19 protein-coding genes and 1 pseudogene are annotated in these 18,937 nt (G+C 57.8%); 7 read left to right on the forward strand and 13 right to left on the reverse strand.

The features are described 5' to 3' along the window. The 5 genes and pseudogenes from AACW87_RS11340 to AACW87_RS11360 form a co-directional block, all read right to left on the reverse strand. Positions 1-117 (reverse strand): transposase (locus AACW87_RS11340; RefSeq protein WP_241326785.1); only part of this gene is annotated, 117 nt, incomplete at its 3' end. Positions 118-187: 70 nt separating this feature from the next. Then, positions 188-439: pseudogene (locus tag AACW87_RS11345) on the reverse strand (replication endonuclease); the annotation flags it as partial. A gap of 18 nt (positions 440-457) precedes the next feature. After that, positions 458-1,252: an SDR family NAD(P)-dependent oxidoreductase gene (locus AACW87_RS11350; RefSeq protein ID WP_241326767.1), complete on the reverse strand. Its 795-nt coding sequence runs from the start codon at positions 1,250-1,252 to the stop codon at positions 458-460. Between the two features lie 51 nt (positions 1,253-1,303). Beyond that, entirely contained in the window at positions 1,304-2,320 is a 1,017-nt protein-coding gene (locus AACW87_RS11355) for an NADP-dependent oxidoreductase (RefSeq protein WP_241326768.1), read from the reverse strand. Positions 2,321-2,334: 14 nt separating this feature from the next. Then, positions 2,335-3,267 carry an alpha/beta fold hydrolase gene (locus AACW87_RS11360; RefSeq protein WP_241326769.1) on the reverse strand — a complete coding sequence of 311 codons (933 nt, stop codon included), beginning with the start codon at positions 3,265-3,267 and terminating at the stop codon, positions 2,335-2,337. A gap of 104 nt (positions 3,268-3,371) precedes the next feature. On the opposite strand from AACW87_RS11360, the gene AACW87_RS11365 reads away from it, so the two are divergent. Further along, complete coding sequence (locus AACW87_RS11365) at positions 3,372-3,815, forward strand: winged helix-turn-helix transcriptional regulator (protein WP_098983637.1); 444 nt, start codon at positions 3,372-3,374, stop codon at positions 3,813-3,815. 309 nt (positions 3,816-4,124) lie between these two features. Here the strand turns inward: AACW87_RS11365 and AACW87_RS11370 are convergent, their stop codons facing one another. Beyond that, positions 4,125-4,301 (reverse strand): DUF3606 domain-containing protein, encoded by a 177-nt coding sequence (locus tag AACW87_RS11370; RefSeq protein ID WP_005314534.1) that lies wholly within the window; start codon positions 4,299-4,301, stop codon positions 4,125-4,127. A 171-nt stretch (positions 4,302-4,472) separates the two neighbouring features. Here AACW87_RS11370 and AACW87_RS11375 point away from each other — a divergent pair, with 171 nt between their 5' ends. Then, positions 4,473-4,634, forward strand: coding sequence for a hypothetical protein (locus AACW87_RS11375; RefSeq protein WP_241326770.1), 162 nt, complete (start codon positions 4,473-4,475; stop codon positions 4,632-4,634). Positions 4,635-4,768: 134 nt separating this feature from the next. On the opposite strand, the gene AACW87_RS11380 is transcribed toward AACW87_RS11375, so the two are convergent. From AACW87_RS11380 to AACW87_RS11390, 3 genes are read right to left on the reverse strand one after another with little or no spacing between them, the layout of a single operon-like run. Next, positions 4,769-6,760: an MtrB/PioB family decaheme-associated outer membrane protein gene (locus tag AACW87_RS11380; protein WP_241326771.1), complete on the reverse strand. Its 1,992-nt coding sequence runs from the start codon at positions 6,758-6,760 to the stop codon at positions 4,769-4,771. Between the two features lie 11 nt (positions 6,761-6,771). Next, on the reverse strand, positions 6,772-7,746 hold the full coding sequence (locus tag AACW87_RS11385; RefSeq protein ID WP_241279879.1) for a DmsE family decaheme c-type cytochrome: 975 nt from the start codon (positions 7,744-7,746) through the stop codon (positions 6,772-6,774). 53 nt (positions 7,747-7,799) lie between these two features. Further along, positions 7,800-9,914 carry an OmcA/MtrC family decaheme c-type cytochrome gene (locus AACW87_RS11390; RefSeq protein ID WP_241326772.1) on the reverse strand — a complete coding sequence of 705 codons (2,115 nt, stop codon included), beginning with the start codon at positions 9,912-9,914 and terminating at the stop codon, positions 7,800-7,802. A 247-nt stretch (positions 9,915-10,161) separates the two neighbouring features. Between AACW87_RS11390 and pdsA the strand changes: the two genes are divergently transcribed. The 4 genes from pdsA to nrfD all read left to right on the forward strand — a co-directional run bounded on the left by pdsA (position 10,162) and on the right by nrfD (position 13,219). Beyond that, the gene (gene pdsA / locus AACW87_RS11395; RefSeq protein ID WP_043140859.1) at positions 10,162-10,773 is read left to right on the forward strand and encodes a periplasmic diheme shuttle PdsA; all 612 of its coding nucleotides are present in this window, start codon (positions 10,162-10,164) and stop codon (positions 10,771-10,773) included. Positions 10,774-10,934: 161 nt separating this feature from the next. Further along, complete coding sequence (gene netB / locus AACW87_RS11400; RefSeq protein WP_241326773.1) at positions 10,935-11,555, forward strand: Nrf-like electron transfer protein NetB; 621 nt, start codon at positions 10,935-10,937, stop codon at positions 11,553-11,555. Then, positions 11,552-12,220, forward strand: coding sequence for an Nrf-like electron transfer protein NetC (gene netC / locus AACW87_RS11405; RefSeq protein ID WP_241326774.1), 669 nt, complete (start codon positions 11,552-11,554; stop codon positions 12,218-12,220). The genes netB and netC overlap by 4 nt, the downstream gene beginning before the upstream one ends. 45 nt (positions 12,221-12,265) lie before the next feature. Continuing rightward, positions 12,266-13,219, forward strand: coding sequence for a cytochrome c nitrite reductase subunit NrfD (gene nrfD / locus AACW87_RS11410; RefSeq protein WP_241326775.1), 954 nt, complete (start codon positions 12,266-12,268; stop codon positions 13,217-13,219). A 109-nt stretch (positions 13,220-13,328) separates the two neighbouring features. Here nrfD and lpxH read toward each other — a convergent pair whose 3' ends face one another. Genes lpxH through AACW87_RS11425 form a run of 3 tightly spaced genes read right to left on the reverse strand, consistent with a single transcriptional unit; the run spans position 13,329 to position 15,230 of the window. Beyond that, positions 13,329-14,066 carry a UDP-2,3-diacylglucosamine diphosphatase gene (lpxH, locus tag AACW87_RS11415; protein ID WP_241326776.1) on the reverse strand — a complete coding sequence of 246 codons (738 nt, stop codon included), beginning with the start codon at positions 14,064-14,066 and terminating at the stop codon, positions 13,329-13,331. Further along, positions 14,063-14,743 (reverse strand): DUF4269 domain-containing protein, encoded by a 681-nt coding sequence (locus AACW87_RS11420; RefSeq protein WP_042866049.1) that lies wholly within the window; start codon positions 14,741-14,743, stop codon positions 14,063-14,065. The genes lpxH and AACW87_RS11420 overlap by 4 nt, the downstream gene beginning before the upstream one ends. Further along, the gene (locus AACW87_RS11425; RefSeq protein ID WP_042866052.1) at positions 14,733-15,230 is read right to left on the reverse strand and encodes a peptidylprolyl isomerase; all 498 of its coding nucleotides are present in this window, start codon (positions 15,228-15,230) and stop codon (positions 14,733-14,735) included. Before AACW87_RS11425 ends, AACW87_RS11420 begins: the two co-directional genes overlap by 11 nt. Positions 15,231-15,456: 226 nt before the next feature. Here AACW87_RS11425 and cysS point away from each other — a divergent pair, with 226 nt between their 5' ends. Continuing rightward, the gene (cysS, locus tag AACW87_RS11430) at positions 15,457-16,833 is read left to right on the forward strand and encodes a cysteine--tRNA ligase (protein ID WP_241326777.1); all 1,377 of its coding nucleotides are present in this window, start codon (positions 15,457-15,459) and stop codon (positions 16,831-16,833) included. A gap of 69 nt (positions 16,834-16,902) precedes the next feature. Here the strand turns inward: cysS and AACW87_RS11435 are convergent, their stop codons facing one another. Continuing rightward, positions 16,903-18,927: a UvrD-helicase domain-containing protein gene (locus AACW87_RS11435; RefSeq protein WP_241326778.1), complete on the reverse strand. Its 2,025-nt coding sequence runs from the start codon at positions 18,925-18,927 to the stop codon at positions 16,903-16,905. Positions 18,928-18,937 lie beyond the last annotated feature (10 nt).

The following is an 18,937-nucleotide window of genomic DNA, read 5'->3' on the forward strand; positions in this document are numbered from 1 at the left end:
GGTTTCGCCGACATCCAGTGAACGGCTGGCTTCGGGGACGGAATAGCCTTGGTCGAGCACCAGGGATGCGGCTTCCAGCTTGAACTCGGCAGTGAATGAGCGACGTAATCTTGTCATTGAACACCTCAAGTAATGGTGGCGACTGTACCACCTAAAACGGTGTCCGGGATGATTAGACCACTACAATCCCCTGGTTGTTGCGCACCAGCTCCTGGTGGTCATGGCTTAGGGCGTAATGCTGCAGGGTGCTGATCACCCGCCATTTGTCGGCGGGGCACATAAGCAGCAGGTGCCAGTGCGGTGTGCCGTCATGGTGCGGTTCGCAGATCCGAAAGCCATAGACGGGGGTATCGCTCCGCTTGAGGGCGGCTCGGGTCAGGCTCCACAGTTTGACCAGGTAAGCACAGGTTTCGCGCGGGGTGGCGCTTTCATACCTTTTTCAATGGCCCGGCCATGGTCAGAGGGCAAGGAGCCTGGGTGCAGGCTGACTGGTCTGCATCGCGTCAAACAGTTCGACGCGTGCAGCGTCGAATCGCTCCCACAGGCCTGTGTCTGCCATAGACGGTAACGTGACCGACTCGCCTTGGTCGAAACCGGCGAGGGCGGCGTCGACAAGATGCTCGGCCGACATCACAGTTTCTTGCGGCAATGCTGCCAGTGGTACCCCGGAAATATCCCAAAGATCGGTGGCTGTGGCCGCGGGTAGCACCACTTGCACCCTGATATTGGTATTGACCAGTTCTTGCTGCAGACCCCGGCTGAAGTTGAGAACAAAGCCCTTGGTGCCACTGTAGACGGCGCTGACCGGCAACGCATGAAGTGCCAATGCCGAGGCAATGTTGATAATGACCCCCTCGTTGCGTGCCTTGAACGCCGGCAGCACGGCCTGCGTCAGGCGCGTCAGTGCTGTGATGTTCAATGTGATCTGTGCCAGTGAGTCTTTCAGCTGTGCGTCGGCAACTTGGCCCAGCTTGGCAATACCGGCGTTGTTCACCAGTACATTGATGGCGGAATGACCCGCGAGGATGCTTTCCAGGGCCGCGAGGTCGGTTTCTTTCTCAAGGTCGGCCACCAGGGTGTCAGCCTTGATGCTGTATGTCTGCTCAAGCCGAGCAGCGAGACGCTGCAAGCGGTCACCGCGCCGTGCGACGAGCAATAGGTCATAGCCACGTTGGGCAAAACGATCCGCGTAGATGGCGCCAATACCGGATGACGCACCGGTGACAACCGCGACTTTTCGAGATGAGTTCATGGTATTCCTCTATCAATCAGGTGATTAAATTCTTGGTATTCAGTTGGTTTTTTACGTCATTTTGATGACGACTTTACCCTTGGCATGGCCTTGGGCCAGATAGGCAAGCGCCTCTTTTGCCTGCTCGAACGGGAACACCCTGTCGATCACGGGCCGGATGTGTCCCTGCTCGAGGAGTTTGCCGATTGCGGCAAGTTGAGCCCCATCTGGGCGCGCAAAGAGAAAGGAGTAGGTAACGTCCCGCTTCTTCGCAAGGCGCATGATCTTGCGGCTCATCAACCGGAACACACAGGTCAGCACTATGTTCAGCCGTCGATCACGCGCGAATGCGGCGTCCAGCGGCCCAACGAGCGAGACGATCTTGCTCCCCGGCGTGAGGATGCCAATGGACTTCTCTAGCGCATCCCCCCTGATGGTGCCGAGTACGGCGTCGTAACCGCGCAGCACGTTCTCGAATTCCTGTTTCTTGTAGTCGACCACTTCGTCGGCGCCCAGGCTGCGCACCAGTGTAACGTTGCCCGTGCTGGTGGTGGTGCCCACCTTGGCGCCAAGGTGTTTTGCCAGCTGGATAGCGAACGTGCCGATGCCGCCAGCTCCCGCGGGAATGAACACCTTCTGGCCAGCCCGAAGATGTGCTCGCTCCCTCAGCGCTTGCCACGAGGTGAGCCCGACCATGGGGATAGATGCCGCCTGCACGAAGTCCAGATTGGCCGGTTTCAATGCGGCTGCGCTTTCCGGCACCACCGCGAACTCAGCGATCGACCCCGTACCCAGGTCGAAGATGTTTGCGAAGATGGCATCGCCTGGCTTGAAGCGCGTCACGCGGCTGCCGACCTCAGTCACCACTCCGGCCAGATCGCTCCCTACAGTGGCCGGAAATTGGAAATCCAGTATTGGTTTGAATATCCCGGTCAGGATCATGTTGTCGATCGGGTTCACGGCCGCAGCGTGGACCTCAACGAGTAGCTCGTCGGGCCTAAGCGTGGGACGGGGCAGGTCGGTGAGCCCGATGTCGGGCGACTTGCCATAGCGTTTAAAGGTGAGTGCTTTCATTGTTTGGCTTTTCATCTTTGGCCTTTCATTCATGTCGGATCACTGGAGTCACTCAGAAAATCCAGCACAGCTGGCACAAAGGCTTGGTAGTGCTGGAAGATGCCCCCATGCCCGGCATTCGGGTAGATAGTCAGCTTGGCATTCGGCAGACGGCGAGCCATGTCAGCCGAATGGCGGCTGTCGACCATCAGATCACGGTCACCGTTGGCGATGAACACCGGTTGTGTGATGACAGATAGGTCATCTGGCACACTCAATCCTGCAGTTCTGATGGCCTTGAGTTGTGCCTGTCTGGCCTGCAGGGAAATGGGTTTGTCACGGTTATCTGTGCGCTCCTTCAGCCTGGAGAAGTAGTCTTTTGCAGCGCGCTTGCCATCCGGCGTGCGGGGGAAAAACAAGAAATTCCTCGGATCGCTCAGCGTGAGCGCCGCTTTGAGGTAAGCGATGACGGCAATGCTGGTGATCCCATCGATACCGCCCCCCCCCCGTGGTCCAGTGCCAGCCAGGACAATCCGACGCACCAGGTCAGGAGCCTGCAAGGCCACCATCTGGGCTACGCCACCGCCCAATGAGAATCCGAGCAGATCGACGCTGCGAAGTCCCAAGGCACGGATGAAGGCGATGGCATCGCGCCCCATCTCCTCGATAGTCTGCGGCACCACTCCCCCCGAGGCACCCACACCGCGATTGTCAAAGGCGATAACCCGACGCTGTGCGGCGATGCCGTTGATGACACGGGGATCCCAGTCGTCGAGCACGGCCATCAGGTGGTGCAGGAAGATCACAGGCACGCCGGAGTCGGGACCGAGGGCCCGGTAGGCGAAAGGTACACCGCCAACGTCAACCGTGCGGGTCGGTACATCTTTCCATGCCACATTGCCTATCTGTGGTACCGCAGTTGCTGCGCCGGTACCTGAAGATGCTCCGGTTGCCGGGGCGATGCTTCTGTCGTTCGTGCTCATCAATGAAACCTCAGTGCCGGGTGGATTGCACATAGTCAAAGTGTTAGTATCAAATTAGTACTAACGATACGTTCGATTCACCAACAAGTCACTATCAAAACAGTATGAACATGGAAAATAATTGCAATCTCTCCTGCCCGATCGCGCGCAGCTTGGCTGTCGCGGGTGATTCATGGAGCATATTGATCCTGCGGGATGCCCATGCGGGCCTTACCCGCTTTGACCAATTCAGAAAAAGTCTGGGTATTGCCCCGACTATGCTGACCCGCCGGCTGGCGACCCTGACTGAGGAGGGGCTGCTAGAGAAGCGGCGCTACTCGGAGCATCCGCCACGAGAGGAATATCTGCTGACCGCTGCCGGTCACGACTTTATGCCGGTGCTCTTCATGATTGGCGCGTGGGGACGCCAGCACAGAGGCGGTGGCAAACTGGTTCGTTTCCTCGATGCTGAAACGGGCACAGAAATCAAAGCCATCGCGGTGGATGAGGTCACAGGGGCCAAGATAGGGACTCGCCCTATGCGTATGGTCATGCCGGATGAAGTCTGACGGGGTATGTGAGCAAACGGATAGATGGAGAGGGTATTTGGTGGCGACTTCCTGGATCTGCTCGCACTGACACCGGCAGCGCCATTGTGGGTGGCTGATGGAGGGCAATCTTCATTGGCCTGCTTGTGCTCCCTTCATGCGGCATGCCGCTGGGAAATGGATGTTGTTGCTCCACCAGGTTCATCGTTGCAGCACTAGCCCGAAGAGATTAGCGATGTCGGTCTGGGCGCTGCCAAGCGCTTCAGCCATCTCTTTGAATGCAAAAGCCCCGCGGGTGGGGCTTGTTGTCAGGTGATGTTTATTCGGCCTTTATTTTTTGAGGTGCTTTCTGATGGCCTTGCCCGAGGTGCCGACGGCTTTCACCGCTCTTTTCAGCTGGACTTCGGTGCACTCGAACGTCTTGATCCACAGCTTCATTTCATAGGGGTCGTTGACGTTGATGCTCTTGGCATCGAGGGGATGGGCGAGGGTATTGTTGTCAGGCATAGGAACCTCAACTTGTTGAAATGGTTGGCGAGACAGCTGTCCCGACTCGGTGCTCATGTTCCTCTATATAAGTCGTGGGCGTGGTGATGGGGCTCACACAACGCGGGTAGCGGGTGAAACAACGCACCCTCATGACCCCCGTCATCAGACCTGGTGCCAGGATGATGCGCATTGCGCGCAAAGAGGTTGCCATATCAGGTGGCTGGTGGGGTCATTCATCCCGAGCATCCCGAGCATCCCGAGCATCCCGAGCATCCCGAGCATCCCGAGCATCCCGAGCATCCCGAGCATCCCGAGCATCCCGAGCATCCCGAATACCCCAAAGCATCTTGATGGTTACGGGAGGCTTGAGCCCACAAGCGACATGGCCAGATCAGCGAGCCTCAGGCCGGGGTGGCGAGTATGGGGCCCTTCATCAGGCAAGAAAAAGGGGAGCCAGGCTCCCCTTTGGTTTGCTCTGCCAGCGGTCAGAACTTGTAGAGCCAGGAGACGGCGGTGAAGTAGCCGTTGTAGTCCTGATTCAGGTTGCCGAGGTTGCGCTCTTCGCCTGTGTAGAGGTAATCCACATCCTGGAAGTATTCGTAGCGCACATCCCAGCGCAGCGAGTGCTGCTTGGTGAGCTGATAGAGGGCATAGCCTTCCAGCCTGTGCTGCTTGCTGGTCAGATCCGGGTAGTCATAGCCCTTGCCGGCGTCCGTCTTGCCGCGGCCATAGGCGAAGCTGTAGTCGAACCCCAGCTCCAGATCCCGGTCAAACGCCTTCTTCTGGGTCAGTCCCAGCCCCAGGGTGGTGATCTCGTCGCGCACCGCCGTGCTGTAGGGATCCCAGTCCGGCGCGCCTGTGTAGGCATGGTTCTGGGCTGAGCTTATCCACTGCAGGTTGCTGAACAGATGGCCGCTCAGGTTGTCGTCAAACTGCTGGTTGAGGGTGAGGTCGAGGCCATAGTCCTTGCCCTCGCTGCGCCCTATGTCCGGCTCCTTGTAATCATCCTTGGCCCACCAGCCTTCCAGGCTGGCATCCAGCCCCTCGCTGAACTGGTAGCCGAGATCGGTTCTGAGCTCCACCCTGTCCCTGTCCGCCAGATAGAACTGGCGCAGGGTCGGGCTGCCGTTGCCACCGTCGCTGTCATGGCGCCAGTCAGAGCCGTTGCGGGTGCTCCAGGCGAGCTTGCCGCCCAGTTGCAGCGCCCCGGCCGGGCGATAGCGCCCCTTGAGGAACAGGGTGTGCTCGTCGGTGTCGCGCCGGTCGGCCTGCTCCCGCTGATCGGCCTTGTACTGGTAGCCGGTGGTGAGCTTGACCGCGCGGCTGAGCCGGTAGTCGGCCTCCAGATCCGCCTTGCTGCGGGTGCGATCGCTCTTGCCGCGCTGCTTGCCGACCACGGCGTATTCGTCCGACTTGTCCTTGCGATCCCGATACTCGCCACCGGCGCGCAGGGTGAGATCCCGGCCAAAGCGGCCCACCCACTTGGCGTCGGCCTGCAGGGTGCTTACCTCGCCGTGGAAGTCATCCTGGGCGACGGGGGCATTGCGAAAGGCGGTCAGGCTGCCGTTGGAGCTGGCCTGGCTGCTGAGCACACGCCCGGTCAGGCTCTGCCTGTCCCAGTTGTACTGGCCGGAGAGGCTCAGCTGGTGGAAGTTGTTGTCCGGCTCATAGGCGCGCTCGTTGGCGTAAGGGTCGGTGACGCTGCCGTAATAGAGGGCCGTGTCATCGGTGCGGTAGAGGGAGCTGTTGTAGGCGAGATCGACCAGCCAGCCCTTGCCCAGATAACTGACGCCGCTCTTGACCAGGGTGGTCGAGGTGCCGTCGACGGGCTTGGGCAGGAGGCCGGGCACGCCGCCGACCCCGGGTACGGTCGGCTGGTAGTAGGCGAGGGTGGCCTCTTTTTTCTCATGAGAAAAATCGGCATAGGGGCGCCACGGGCTCTTGGGCGTATAGGCGAGCCCGGCGGTCAGCTTCTTGCGTACCACCTCCTTGTCGAACTCGGCCAGCTGGCCCTGGGTCAGCGGGCTCTCTCCCGGCTGATAGACGCTGCGGCCATGGGAATTCCAGTAGAAGGGGGACTCCGAGTAGCCCAGCCTGGCACGAACGCCATCATAGTGACCCTGCTCCAGCGCCAGGCTGAAGCGCTCCATGCCGAGGTTTTTCGCCTCGAGGGAGCCGTAGCGGGAGCCTTCTCCCCGGTATTGCAGATCGGCGTTGAAGATGCCGAGCATGCCGCTGTCCTGCGGGCTGGGCACCCAGTTACGAAAGCGGGTGGCGCCGTCATCGTTGGCATAGCCGGCCCCCAGCCCCACCTCGCCAAACCAGCCTTCGTCGCGCTCGCATGACTTGCAACTCCAGCGCTCGGTCTTGGCCGGCTTGGCCTGCTGCAGGGAGTAATCCCCGACTGCCAGCGGCTGCTCGGCCGCCTGGGCCGAACAGATCGCCAGCAGGGAGAGCCAAAGTGTTGAATATTTCATGACTTCTCTCCTCAGCGTCGCAGGGATTGACCATTGGGGTGGTTGGTCCCGTGGATCTGGTTATGACAATTCAGGCAACTGCCGCCACGCACCTTGAGATCCCCCTCGGGGATGGAGACGTTGGCATGGGGCACGCTGTGGCACTCCTGACACAGTTGCGGTACCCGTTTGTTGAGCAGCGCCTGGTTGATGGAGCCGTGCGGGCTGTGGCAGAGGGAGCAATCCTCGGTCACCGGCTCGTGTTCCCACAGGAAGGGGCCCCGTTTCTCGGCGTGGCACTCGTAGCAGCTCTCGTTGAGGCTGGGCTGCTTCAGGCTGGCCTCGTTCTGCGACTGGTGCGGGTTGTGGCAGCTGGAGCAGGGCAGCTCGCCATTGAGGATGGGGTGGCTGGTGCGCTTGTGCAGATCGGCCTTCTGCTGGGCGTGGCAGCTGGTACAGGTCTCGACCTGCTTCTTGCTGTCCATCACAGGATCCTTGGCCTGGTGCAGGCTGTGGCAGCTGGTGCAGGAGAGATCCTCCACCGCGTGGGCGCTGGCATGCCAGCCCATCCGCTTGGCGTCTGTGTGGCAGGAGAGGCAGACGCTGTTCTGCTTCTCCACCGGGACCGGCGAGTCGGGGCCGAAGGTGATCATGGGTTCCCGCTGCTGGCCCTTGCGGGGGTTGCGCGGGTGGTTGCCGGCGGGGCCGTGGCAGGCTTCGCACTGCTTGTCCGCCATGGGGCCATTCTGGTTGCCGAGGTTGCCGTGCACATTGTGGAAGATGCCGGTGGCGGGTTTGCGCGAGTCGGCATCGTGACACTTGAGGCAGGTATCGGCGCCCTTGGGGGAGTATTTTCCCTGATCGAATTTCTGGTCTAGGGTGGCCTCGACCTGCAGGCGGGGATCGGCATCGGCCGCCGCCGGCTGGGCATCACTCTTGGCCCAGACAGGCAGGCAACTGAGTGCCAGCAAACCCGCCAGGAGCCACTGCGGGGTGGTTATTTTCATATCGTGTCCTTCAACGGCAAAGGGCCAGGGGCAAGTCCCCTGGCCTGGTGGTCTCAACGGAAGTCATACACCTTGTGAACCTTGTCGACGCCCTGCTCCTGCCCGACGGCATGGCAAGACGCACACTGTTCAACCCCGGTGGCGGCTTCTATCGTGTCTGCACCAAAGATGGCGCCGTTGTTCTTCATGTGGGTTGCCCACTCGTCCCCGGCGGCCGGGTTGTCCGGCTTGACCAGACCCAGCGGCGACTTGAGGTGGCAACTGGCACAGACCACCAGGGTCGGGCTGAAGAACTTGGGCTGCTTGTTGTCTGCCGTGGTGCTCACCAGGGAGGGGCGCTCGTTCTGCTGGTTGGGCAGGTTGTATTGCGCCTTGGTGTGGCAGGACTCGCAGTTGTTCAGCTTGCCCGGGAAGGTGGCGTCCCCGCTGCGGTGGGAACCGTAGGCGTGGAAGGAGTGCACGTGGTACTTGAGGTCGCCCGGCACGCCCGCGTAGAAGGAGCTGCGGGTGGCGTTGTGACAGCTGGTGCACTGGGCAAAGTCCTTGGAGGCGTGGGCCGAGCCCGCGTTCCCCTTGGTGTGGATGGCCAGATCCTTGTGACAACCGTTGCAGGAGGTCAGATCCGCGCCCGCCTTGAGCACATAGCTGCCGTCGACCCCGCCTTCGACCCGGAAGTAGGCCTTGGCCGGGTTGATGGCCACGTAGGAGAGGGCGCTGGCGGTGCTGCTGCAGAGGAGCAGATCCCCGGCGGCGAAGGCACCGTTGCGATCCGCCTTGCGGGCCACGCACACCTGCAACTCGGCGACCGTGGCCGCCAGGGTGCCGGTGACCTCGTTGCCCACCTCTTTGCGGCACAGGAAGCTGCCGCCGCCCTGGCTCTCGCACTTGGTGAAGTCAATCTTGTTGCCGGTGACGAAGGTTTGCGGGTTGGTGTAGGCCAGCTCGAAGCCGCTGCCCTGATCCCAGTTGACCAGGATGTAGGGGGCCTTGGCCAGATCGCCGTACTTGATGTACTTGAGCACGCCATCCATGGTCTCGACCGGGCTGCCATTGGCAGTCACTGTCAGTTCGACCTCTATGTTGGGCGCGGCATAGCGCACGTCGTCAAACTTGAACACCAGCTTGTCGCGACCGGCGGCTTCATTGGCGAGATAGCCCATGTGCACGCTGCTGGGGGACTTGGTGTTGCCCGGCTCTTCCGCATGGCACTGGGTACAGAGGGTGCCGCTGTTGATCTTGCCGTTGATGTGGCTGACGTAACCGGTCGCTGTGGTGGAGTCCGCGTGGCAGGCGCCGCAGGGTTTCTCCTGGGCATGTTGCCAGTTGTTGGCGTTCGGCGTGGTCGGGGTGACCTCCTTGTGGCAGGTGTCGCAGTTGCGCGGATCCTGCGGGAAGTGGCTCACCAGCTTGGTGGCGGTCGGGTCCAGATTGCCGTGCAGCTTGTGCACCAGGGTGGTCAGATCGCCGCGCCCGCTGCCGGGCACGCTCTCGTTGTGACAGGTGACGCAGAGCTTGGGATCGGCGCGGTTGCTGTGGTGGATCGGCTGCTTCATGTGGCAGCTGTCGCAGCTCTGCTGCTCCAGGATGTCGCGGGTCAGCAGTGGCGCCGTGCCGGCGGGCACCCAGTCCAGCACATAGTCGGTGACCGGAATGTCGTTGCTGCCACCGAAGTAGATGCCGAGGCGGTGAGTCGCTGCCTCATCCCAGCGGATCAAGCCGTTGTTGTCCAGCGAATCGCTCGGATAAGGGTCGCGCACCGTGGTGGCATTGAAGGAGAAGGTGTAGCGGTACTGGCCACTGCCAAGGGGTTCCAGCTTGCCGCTGTTTTCACCAGTCGGCCGGTTGTTCTTGGTGCTGTAGATGAAGCTCTTCCAGACGACAGGGTCTTGCCGCGCGGCGTCACGGCCGGGGATCACCTTGGTCAGGGTGAAGGAGGGGAGTGTGGTTCCCAGCTCATAACCCTTGCCTTGCTTGTCGGTGACGCTGAACTGCACCGAGAGTTGGCCGCTTTCGTTTAACTGGGGAGTGGATGCCGAGATGATCAGCGAGTCCGGGGTACCGGGCGGGGGGGGCGGTGGATCTGTCTTGTCGTTTCCGTCGCCACCGCCACCACAGGACGACAGGGCGAACACCATTGCTGCAGCCACCAATACTTTCCAGTATTTCATTGTTTTATCCTTTTTTATCGGACTTATTGTTCCATGTATGAGCCAAGTCAAAAAATTCCCAAAAACATACTACTTAAGGGTCAAACGAGGACTTAATACTGTATAAATAATTTCCATCTTAATTGTAAGGTTTATATATTAACCGGCGTTGACCGAAGTCTCAAAAACGGATCTCAAAGTAAGCTGAGAGAAAAAAATGTCTGTTTCGATTGAGATTTTTAGGTCTTTTCTGCACGAGGGATGAGAAATGAAACGCAGTATGAAACTTGAAATGCTGGGATTGTCGTTACTGTTGGGCTCCATTGGCACCGCACATGCCAGCATGGATTCCTTGGTGGAGACATGTAATTCATGTCATGGAAGTCAGGGGATCAGCACCCACAACGACATCCCGACCATCGCCGGGCTGGCAGAGGCCAACCTCAGCGAGCAGCTGCGCACCTACCTGGATGGGCGCCCTGCCAAGACCGTTAATCATGTCACCGGTGACACCAGCAAGCAGGGGAACATGACCGACATAGTTAAGGGCCTTAGCGACGAGCAGATCGACGAGCTGGCGGCCCACTATGCCGAGCTGCCTTACAAGCCGATGAAGCAGCCCTTCGATGCGGCGCTGGCCAAGGCGGGGCAGAAGCTTCACGAAGAGTCCGGTTGCAAGAAGTGTCACTCGGAAGGGGGCTCAGTGGTGGAAGACGAGGCCTCCATCCTCTCCGGTCAGCCCAAGGGCTACCTGCTGACCTCGCTGCAGGAGTTCAAGGCTGGCAAGCGCAGCAACGACGAGAAGATGAACAAGGCCATCATCGCCATGAGCGATGCGGATCTCAAGGCGCTGGCCGAGTACTACGCGAGCCAGCAGTAACCGTCGCTGCACCCACTCCCATTGACGCAGCCACCCTGCCGCCCGCCGGCGGGGTGTGCTCCTGCTACCCGGTCATGACCGTCAAAGGAGCTGTTGTCAGCTCCTTTTTTGCGCACTGGGGGAGATGACACCCGCCGGGTGTCCCTGATCCGGAGTTTCCTATGAAAGATGTCATCAAGTGGCTGCTGCTCGGCTGCCTCTGCCTGGGCACCACCCAGTTTGCCAGGGCCGAGGTGGTCCCGGCTACCGACACCCAGACCACCAACACACAGGCCACGCAGGCCGATCAGCCGACTCTGGCCGAACGTCAGGCCAAGGCGGAGAAGAAAAAGGCCGCCGCCAGGAAAGCGGCTGCCCGCTTTGCCAAGTGCGACAAGTGTCACGACGGGGAGGAGGGGATGCACGGCAAGCACGGCAGCGTCACCAACCCCAACACGGGTGAACAGGTCACCTGCACCAACTGTCACGGCAATGCGTCGGCCGATCACCGCAAACAGCGCGGCGGCATGGTGGATGTGATGCGCTTTGGCAACGAGGCGTTTCCTCTCAGCCAGCAGAACGGCGTCTGCATGAGTTGCCATGAGCCGGACGATCTGCGCAAGGCGCTGTGGGCCCACGATGTGCACGCCACCCGGGTGAGCTGCACCAGTTGCCACCAGCTGCACCCGGCCAAGGAGCCCATGGTCGGCATCCCAGAGAAGTCCCGCATCAAGCTGTGCGTCGACTGCCACAGCAAGCAGCACGAGGCCAGGCAGCAGGCTGCCGTCAAGGAGGGCGCATGAGCACGACCCGTCGCGAATTCATGGTGGGGATGAGTGCCGGCGCCTTGATCCTGATGACAGGTTCGCCCCGTGCCCTTGCCAACAGCATGACCATAGAGGGCGTACGCTACGGCATGATCCACGACGAGACGGCCTGTATCGGCTGCACCGCCTGCATGGATGCTTGCCGCGAGGTCAATCAGGTGCCAGCAGGGGTCGCCCGGCTGCAGATCCTGCGCAGCGGCCCGGTGGGGGAGTATCCGGATCAGGCGTACCGCTTCTTTCGCAAATCCTGCCAGCACTGTGACAATGCCCCCTGCGTGCATGTCTGTCCGACCGGCGCCTCCCACATCCGGGCCGAGGATGGCATAGTCGACATCAATCCCGATCTCTGCGTCGGCTGTCGTTATTGCCTCGCGGCCTGTCCCTATCAGGTGCGTTTCATCAACCCGGTGACCCGCATTGCCGACAAGTGCGATTTTTGCCGCAAGACCAATCTGGCCAATGGCAAGCAGCCCGCCTGCGTGGAGTCATGCCCCACCAAGGCGCTGGTGTTCGGCAATCTGGACGATCCCCAGAGCCCCATCGCTAGGCGGTTGGTGCAGGAGACCACTTATCGCTACAAACAGTTCCTCGGCACCTCGCCCAAGATGTACCGGGTGCCGAAAGGGGAGGTGGCATCATGAGCGCATATCTGTCTGCTGGTTTCTGTCTGATGGGAGGTGTACACCATGTGGCATGACGCATTCCACTTCGACTCCCTGGTGTGGGACGGCCCCATCGCCGTCTACCTGTTCCTGCTCGGCATCTCGGCGGGGTCGACCACCTTGTCGGTGCTGCTGCGGCGTCAAGGCGTTGGCAGCGAGAGCGGCATCATCAGGGCCACCGCCATACTGGCGCCGGTGAGCGTCATATTCGGCCTGTTGATCCTCATCTTCCACCTGGCTCGTCCCTGGACCTTCTGGAAGCTGATGTTCCACTACCAGTTCGACTCCGTCATGTCGATGGGGGTCATGCTGTTCCAGATCTACATGGCGGTGCTGTTCGCCTGGCTGGCGGTGGTGTTCAGAGCCGAGATCGCGGCGCTGCGTCGGCAGTGGCTGGCGGACAAGTTCGCCTTTGTCGACACCCTGATTGGCAAGATTGCGCAGCTCGAACGGCTGCTCGGCCCCTTGCTGTTGCTGCTGGCGGTATTGCTCGGGGCCTACACCGGCTTTCTGCTCTCCGCCCTCAAGACCTATCCCATGCTCAACAACCCCGTGCTGCCCGCACTGTTTCTGGTGTCCGGCATCAGCTCTGGGGTGGCCTCCACCATCTTGCTGGCGGTGACCCTGTTTCGGGAGGATGGCCACAGCCAGGGGGTGAGTTTCGTGCACAGGTTCGAGCGGCCCATCGTCGCCATCGAGATCTTCCTGCTGGTTTGCTTCTTCACCGGCCTCTACTTCGGTGGTGGTCAGCGAGAAGTCGCCATGTGGGCGGCGATCGGCGGCGGTTTCTGGTCCCAGGTGTTCTGGTTCGGGGTGATAGGCCTTGGCATAGTGCTGCCCCAGTCGCTGGGGCTATTTGGCGACAAGGCGCAGGCGCACCAGCCCGCCCGCTTGGCGCTCATCTGCAGCCTGAGTCTGGTGGGGATACTGCTGCTGCGTTACTTCATCCTCTATGCGGGGCAGATGACGGTGATGTAAGGCGCACTGCGCTCGAAAGGCGCTTGGCTGGCCGCAGAGCAAAAGCAAAAAGGCGGGATGATCCCGCCTTTTTCATGGCCGTTTGCCGGCGTTGTTGGCCAGTGGTCGCTCAGGCACTGGCCCCTGGCAGGGCCCGTACTTCGAGGCGCTGCTCGCCGGGGCGGCACACCAGCACGGATCCCTGCTCGAACCAGTCTCCCAGCACGATGCGCCGCGCCGGTTGACCGTCGAGGCTGAAGTCGTGAATGGCGGGCCTGTGAGTGTGGCCGTGGATCATGGTGTTGCAGCCATGCTGGCGCAGCATCTCGTCCACCGCCTGTGGCGTCACATCCATGATGGTCTGGCGTTTGACGGTTTTCTCCATCCGGCTTTGGCCACGGATCTTGTGGGCGATGGCCTGACGGCGGCTCAGCGGCAACCGCAAGAACAGCCAGCGCAGCCACTTGAACTGGGTGATGCGGCGATACTTCTGATATCCCTCATCCCGGGTGCAGAGCAGATCGCCGTGGCTCAGCAGCACCCGTTCCCCATAGAGCTCGATGACGCAAGGGTCGCCGAGCAGGGTCATGCCCGCCCGCTTGGCAAACTGGCGGCCCAGCATGAAATCACGGTTGCCGTGAATGAAATAGAGGGGCACCCCCTGCTGGCTCAGGGCTGCAAAGGCCTCTGCGATCTGCTGGTGGAGCGGATTGGGATCGTCGTCGCCAATCCAGAATTCAAACAGATCCCCCAGTACATAGAGGGCGTCGGCACCGGGTGCGTCGTGCTCCAGAAAGTGCACCAGCGCGGCCGTCATGTCGGGCCGATCGCTGCACAGGTGAATGTCACTGATAAAAAGGGTGCTCATGATGGCGTGCGAGGTGCCCCGATTATGGCTGTATGGGTCATAGGGTGAGGGTGCCAGTCAAACTGGTCAAGGTTGCGGCCTTCCAGGGTCAACAGCGCCTGATAGGGATCGCCGGACAATTTCAGCAGGCGGCAGATGGCCGCTTCCCCTTTCAGCCCTTGCTGCAGGCGCAGGGCGAGCAGGGTGCGGTAAAAGGGGTGACCAAAGTGCTCGATCAGGGCGGCCATCAGGCTGAGGTGGCGCCAGCCGTTGAGGGTCTCGACCCTCGCCGGGGTGACATAGAGCTCGATGGGCCAGCTGCGGCCATCGGCGTCGGTCAGGGTCTGCTCCAGCAGCCAGATGTCGCTGCCCAGGGCGCGGCGTTGCCAGCCCAGTTCGGCAAATTGGGCGGCCAGTATGGCGGGCGTTGCATGCTGGCAGAGGATGTCGAGATCGCTGCCGGGCCGGTCGAGCCCGATGGCCAGGGTGCTCACCAGCGCCACATCCAGACACTGGCTTTGCAACTCGCGCCACAGGGGCGTACCGGTGAGCAGGGCGTGGGCCGCGCGCTGGCGCCCGTTGCCGTGGGCCAGATAGTCGAGGCGACGCCAGTTCGGGCCCGTGGCAAGTGCAGATGGAAAAACTGCGGCCGGGGCCGCAGTCAGTTCATCTCGCAGAAGGCAGAGATCAGTCAGCAAGGGTCACCTTGGTGATCACCACGTCCTCTACCGGTACATCCTGGTGCATGCGGCCGGCGTTGCCGGTCTTGACGCCCTTGATCTTGTTGACCACGTCCATGCCGGCGGTCACTTCACCGAATACGCAGTAGCCGAAGCCCTGAGTGGTGGCGGATTTGAAATCGAGGAAGTCGTTGTTGTTCACGTTGATGAAGAACTGGGCGCTGGCAGAGTGCGGCTCCATGGTGCGGGCCATGGCGACGGTACCAATCTTGTTGGACAGACCGTTGGCCGCTTCGTTCTTGATGGAGGCGCGGGTCTCTTTCTCTTCAAAGCCAGGGGCATAGCCGCCGCCCTGGATCATGAAGCCGTCGATGACGCGGTGGAAGATGGTGTTGTCGTAGTGACCGTCACGGCAGTATTGCAGGAAGTTGGCCACGGTTTCCGGGGCTTTTTCCGCGTTCAGGGTCAGAGTGATGTCGCCGTGATTGGTGTGCAGAGTAACCATGATATGTCCTTTCATTCTTTGGGCAAAAGTTGCGCGGGCAGATAAGCGGCTCGCAGCTTGTTGCATGGGCTATGGCATAAAGTGGTGGCAATTCTAGCCCATAGTGGTCGTCTGGCATAGCGCTGACATGGCTGTGAGGCCGGATCCGCCCTGTTTTCTGCCTCGTTTTCTCCACCGGATGCGGGTAGAATGGCAGGCCATTTTACTCACAGGCAGTGGTCATAAGATGCTGAAGATATACAACACACTCACTCGTCAAAAAGAAGAATTCAAACCTATCCACCCGGGCAAGGTGGGCATGTATGTGTGTGGCGTCACTATCTACGATCACTGTCATATCGGCCACGGTCGCACCTTCGTCGCCTTCGACGTGGTGGCCCGTTACCTGCGTTACTGCGGTTATCAGCTCAACTACGTGCGCAACGTCACCGACGTGGATGACAAGATCATCAAGCGCGCCGCCGAGACCGGCGTCACCTGTGACGATCTGACCGAGCGCCTGATCGGCGACATGCACCAGGATTTTGATGCCCTCGGCATGGTGCGCCCGGACGTCGAGCCCCGCGCCACCCAGCACATCAGTGAAATCATCGAGCTGGTTGAGAGCCTGATCGCGCAGGATCACGCCTACGTGGCCGACAACGGCGACGTCATGTTCATCGTCGACTCCTACGCCGATTACGGCAAGCTCTCGGGCCAGGATCTGGAGCAGCTGCAAGCCGGTGCCCGCGTGGGCGTGGTGGATGCCAAGCGCAACCCGCTCGACTTCGTGCTGTGGAAAATGTCCAAGCCCGGCGAGCCGACCTGGGAAAGCCCCTGGGGCCCGGGTCGTCCTGGCTGGCACATAGAGTGCTCCGCCATGAACTCCAAGCACCTTGGCAACCACTTCGACATCCACGGCGGCGGCTCGGATCTGCAGTTCCCGCACCACGAGAACGAAATTGCCCAGTCCTGCTGCGCCCATGGTGGCGACTACGTCAACACCTGGATGCACAGCGGCATGGTGATGGTGGATAAAGAGAAGATGTCCAAATCCCTTGGCAACTTCTTCACCATCCGCGATGTGCTGGCCCACTACGACGCCGAGAGCGTGCGTTACTTCCTGATGTCCGGCCACTACCGCAGCCAGCTCAACTACTCGGAAGATAACTTGAAGCAGGCCCGCGCCGCGCTGGAGCGCATGTACACAGCCCTGCGCGACCTGCCGGTGGCTGCCGCCGCCGGTGGTGACGAGCAGGTGGCTCGCTTCAAGGAAGCGATGGACGACGACTTTAACACCCCGGAAGCCTACTCCGCCCTGTTCGATCTGGTGCGCGATATCAACCGCCAGAAGGCCGAAGACATCACAGTTGCCGCAGGCCTGGGTGCCCGTCTGCGTGAACTGGGCGCCGTGCTCGGTATCCTGCAGCAAGACCCGGACGCCTTCCTCAAGGGCAATGAGGCCGATGACGAAGTGGCCGAGATCGAGCAACTGATCGCCCAGCGCAACCAGGCCCGCGCCGACAAGAACTGGGCCGCCGCCGACGCCGCCCGCAACCGTCTCACCGAGATGGGCATAGTGCTGGAAGACAGCGCTGGCAAGACCAGCTGGCGCCGTGCCTAAGACTGGTTGCCCTGTTGCTCAACAGGTTGACCCAATAAAAAAACCGCAGCCCTGGGGCTGCGGTTTTTTTCATTGAATGATGAAGTCGATAGTTTTTCCGAATATTTTTTCGGATTCATCCTGATATGTGGATATATCATCTGCAAATAGTAAATAAAGATTTTTAATCGCTCTGGAACATGATACGTATAATAAGTTTCTCTGGCTGATATACTCTTCAGGAGTTAAAAAGTACCGTTCAAAATATTGAGGATCTCTATTAAATGAGTTTTCAATGACGACAACGACGTTGTCATATTCAAGACCTTTTGAACCATGACATGTATGATATCTTACTGATGATTTAATTGATGCTGTAATGTACTCATGCCATTTTGAAAACTGCTGAAAATCAGTATTGATGATTCTTTCTATAAATCCTGTCCTTGTTTCTTCATCCCAACTTAAATTTTCAGGGAGGCTATTATAGATGAAGTCATGTAGTGAACTTATAGTTAGTTCTTGTAGATTGCGTGGTTTTGATTGAATAATAAGGTCACTCATTATATCGTTAGGATTTTCAGTTATTATTTTGTTTAAATGCTGTATGTATTCGCCAAGATTTCTGTGTCTAACTAAGGCTAGTTCTCTCAATCGCGATATATACTCTCGAGATTCCTTTATCGTAACATGTTCTCTGCTAGAGGGAAGGATTGAGTTAATAGGACATGATTCATCACTCTGTTCTAGTATTCTCGATGGAGAAATTAAATTGGCGATGTCACGTATACACCAGTGAAGTCTTCTTGGATCTGTGCTTATAGTTTTTTGAGCTACTTCATCATGGCGGAAAAAATTCTTGAAAGAGTCGTAGAGATCTTTAAATCCTGAGAGTTCTGCTAAAGAATCATTTTTTAAAACTAAAAAATCTACAGGGCGATCTTTAATTACTTCGCAGCAAAATCGTAGAATTATATTCTCTATTGATAAACTTAGATTGTTGGTAATCTTGTAAGCGGACACGTGCCCACCATCGGCACCGTTATAAATAGATTGCTGAGGATCAGAACGTCTAATTGAATTTATAACTTTAATTATTTCATTGAAGGAGCGTCTATTTATGTTTTTATTTATTTCAATAAGGTCTTTATGAAGGGAATATATTTTATCACCGACGCCATCAACATATATTGTTTGAGCCTCGTCACCAAAATACCCTACAGTAAAATTATAATTTTTAGATTTTGAATGCTCTTGAAGTAGATTAAATGTTTTTATCACAAGTTCATGAGTGTCTTGAAACTCATCTATAAGAACGAAAGGGTGGCTCGCTATAAATATCTCTTTTAGTACAGCATATCTGTTAAATAATTTATGTGTATATTCTAAAAGAGTATCATGGCTAAAATACATTTTGTACAAGATATCTATATTAATATCCGGTGTGTATTTTATTTGATTTATCTCTCCTTGTTCAATTTTACACTTTGCCTGTTTTAGTTTTTCTATCAATCTTAATAGCTTAAAGGATTCTTTGAATCTTCCTGTATTGTTCTTTAATGTATATCCGATGGATTTAAGTTCATCTGAAAACTCAGCCATTATTTCATTGGACCTTGAGTATTTCTTTAACCGGTTACTATTTTCATCATTAAGTGAAAATGACCGGAAATCATCGCCGTGATTACTCCCAGATAAAATCCAATCCAATAAATTTTTTTCTTTTAGTTTTAAATTGAGAGTTGATATCTCAGATTCTATTTTTTCTTTATGTATTTCTATTAATGCATTCTGTTGTGATTTTATGGTTTCCCAAAGGAAATCATGTATTGTCGATATGTGGCAGAGTTCAGAATAGTTACCTAGTCGTTCTTTGATTTCATTCGCAGCAGCGTTTGTATAAGTTATACATACAAACTTCTGATTTTGTATCATAGCCATATGACTATGGTAAGCAATAAGATGTTGTAGACACTGAATTAAAGAAAAGGTTTTCCCTGAACCAGCTCCAGCCTTAAAGATGAAACTAGTCTTGTTATCTAACGTAGATCTTAATTTATAAAATATTTCTTTTTCTGTGGCAAGAAGATCACTATTCTCTTTTAGGTTATTCATTTTTCATGAC

It is taken from the genome of Aeromonas sp. MR7, from assembly GCF_963899385.1.
GTDB lineage: Bacteria > Pseudomonadota > Gammaproteobacteria > Enterobacterales > Aeromonadaceae > Aeromonas > Aeromonas bestiarum.